The organism is Jilunia laotingensis (assembly GCF_014385165.1).
Classification (GTDB): Bacteria; Bacteroidota; Bacteroidia; order Bacteroidales; family Bacteroidaceae; genus Bacteroides; species Bacteroides laotingensis.
Genome location: NZ_JACRTF010000004.1, coordinates 1 through 2,752 on the forward strand (window position 1 = coordinate 1; position 2,752 = coordinate 2,752).

The 2,752-nt window shown below is 41.6% G+C and carries 2 protein-coding genes; both read left to right on the forward strand.

The window, feature by feature from the left end; translation table 11 throughout:
- Positions 1-654: a replication/maintenance protein RepL gene (locus H8744_RS18775; protein ID WP_005838374.1), complete on the forward strand. Its 654-nt coding sequence runs from the start codon at positions 1-3 to the stop codon at positions 652-654.
- Between the two features lie 619 nt (positions 655-1,273).
- Positions 1,274-2,377, forward strand: a complete 1,104-nt coding sequence (locus H8744_RS18780; protein ID WP_007219893.1) for a plasmid recombination protein — start codon at positions 1,274-1,276, stop codon at positions 2,375-2,377.
- Positions 2,378-2,752: the final 375 nt, after the last annotated feature.

The window sequence follows — 2,752 nt, forward strand, 5'->3', positions numbered from 1 at the left end:
TTGTTTTTATGGAAAATAATAGTTTACTTTGTGGAGAATAATATTTCCCAAAAACACATCAAAATGGAAAATAAAAAAGCAGTTAAGTTAACCGATTTTCAAAAGAACGAAGAAAATCCTTTTATGAAACAAGCTATAGAAGGTATTGAAAATCATGTTGTTAAAAAGTATAAGAGTAATAGTGGTGGCGATAAGAGAGCCGTAGTAGCTTTAGCCGACACTGAAACTGGAGAAGTGTTTAAGACTTCGTTTATCCGTCAAATAGAAGTAGATGAAGAACAATTCACTAAATTGTATCTTTCTAACTTTGCTGCATTCTTTGACCTATCACAAGCAGCTATTCGGGTTTTTGGTTACTTTATGACCTGCATGAAACCCAAAAATGATTTAATCATCTTCAATAGAAAAAAATGCCTAGAATATACCAAATACAAAACAGACAAAGCCGTTTATAAAGGACTTGCAGAACTTGTAAAAGCTGAAATCATAGCCCGAGGACCAGCCGATAATCTTTGGTTTATTAATCCTCTGATAGTATTCAATGGTGACCGAGTGACATTTGCTAAAACATACGTTCGGAAAAAGACTTTAGCTGCCCAAAAGAAAGAAGAAGCAGAGAAACGACAATTATCACTTGGCTTTGATGAACAGTAACACTCCATTGAGTGAAGCTGCCGTTTGGTCGCTCCCCCTTTGGGGGCGGGGGGGGGGATAGATAAAGTTCCTCTATGTAAAGTTATAATGGGGGATGAAAGGCAAGGTTCGCTAACCTTACCCCGATTGTTTATGCTTCCCAGCATTCAATCTATCCCCGTTTATGGGTTTCTCTTTCACCCTACAAAGATAACCTCATGGGGGAAAAATGTCCAAGAATATGGGGTAAAAACTATCAAGTCGGTAGAAAATAAGTATCTTTGAAGTACATTTTTAGTAGAGGTACTGGTATGCCTAGACGAAGCAGATAGGCAAAAATAAAGCCGCTGGAGATGTCGGATGTCCGTCAATTAACTCCAGCGGCTTGTATTTTGGTAACTCTCCCGTATCGGTCGGCTACCGTTTGGTCAGCAACAAAGGTAGTACTTTATTGTCGCAAATCCAAATGTTTTCCCCTTTATTTGTGCATTTACAGAACATTTGCTAACTTCGCACCTATGCAGTATGGTGATAGCACACTAGCACCCTAAAGGGTGCGTGTGTAAGGGGACAAGCCCCCTTAACCCCCTGTCAGCCGGCTGTCACCGGCTGTTATCGATTGTCACAAAAATGTTAACTTATGGGAGCAACAAGTATTCATGTACAAGCAGTGAAGCCGGGGAGTGAGATTCACAACTTTAGGGAAAAAGAGTTGGACTATGTTCGTCCCGAACTTAGTCATTTGAATGAAAGCTGGGTTGGAGATAGCATCTCCCATCGGCTGGAAAGTGCGAAACAAAGATATCTCGATACGGTTGGGCAGAAGATGCAGGCTAAAGCCGCACCCATACGAGAGGGAGTAATAGTAATCAAACAAGAAACCACCATGCAGGAACTCCAGCAGTTTGCCACGGTCTGCAAAGAACGTTTCGGTATCGAAGCATTTCAAATCCATATACACAAGGACGAAGGATACATGAACGCAAAGCAATGGACACCTAACCTTCATGCCCATGTAGTTTTCGATTGGACGCAGCCGAATGGGAAAAGTGTGCGTTTATCGCGTGATGACATGGCAGAACTCCAAACCATAGCATCTGAAACACTGGGCATGGAACGTGGCGTTTCTTCTGACCGCAAACACTTATCGGCTATGCAGTACAAGACCGAATGTGCGAAAGAACAGCTTCAGGAACTATCAAACGATATATCCAGTGCATTAGACAAACACAAGGACGTACAAAACCAGCTTCTTCAGCTTCAGAAAGAACTACGTTCCATTGAAACAAAGAAGAACGTCCAAAAACTCATTTCTAAGGCTTCAGAGAAGTTTTACGGCTTGATTGGAAAAACAGTCAACGATAGGGAAAAGGATGCCTTAAAAGCCAAAGTAAAGGCTTTAGAGGGGGAAAATGAACAGCTATCCGATAGACTGGGAAAGGCTATACTTGAAAAAGAGCAAAACGGCACAAAGGCATTCAAAGCCGAGAATGACAAGGAGTATTATAGACAACAAATGGACAACGCAAGGACAACCAGTAACCGATTAAGGACGGAGAACCAAGAACTAAAGACCGAAACCAAGGAATTGAAAAAAGAACTTGGTAAGATGAAAGACTTGTTCAATTCCGAACAACTGGAGGCTTTAAGGCATCATTTCCCAAACATATCAAAAGCTATGGAAGAGGGGAAAGACCTACTCAAGCAAATCACCAGAAGCAGAGGTTTCGGTATGGGTATGTAACCCCCCCCCGCCCCCAAAGGGGGAGCGACCAAACGGCAGCCTCTCTCAATGGAGTGTTACGTCGTTCGGATTCGGAAGAAATTTTGCAGGGTTCGGAAAACGGTTGTGTGCTTATTCTAAAAAAAGTTTATGGTGTGGCGCTCGTCGGGACGGGTGGTCCCGCCCCTTGCCGCTGGGCGCTCCCCGACCGATGATTTTTAAGTGACTGATTTTGTGCTGTTTTGGGGGTATATTAAGAATAGAAGAAATAGAATAAGTTAAGTACTTGATACACAATATAGGGCATTTTCCATATTGGAAATTCTCATTTTCCAATCTAGAAAATACTGATTTCCTAATATAATACTAAACAGGAAAATAATATTTCCCTTAATA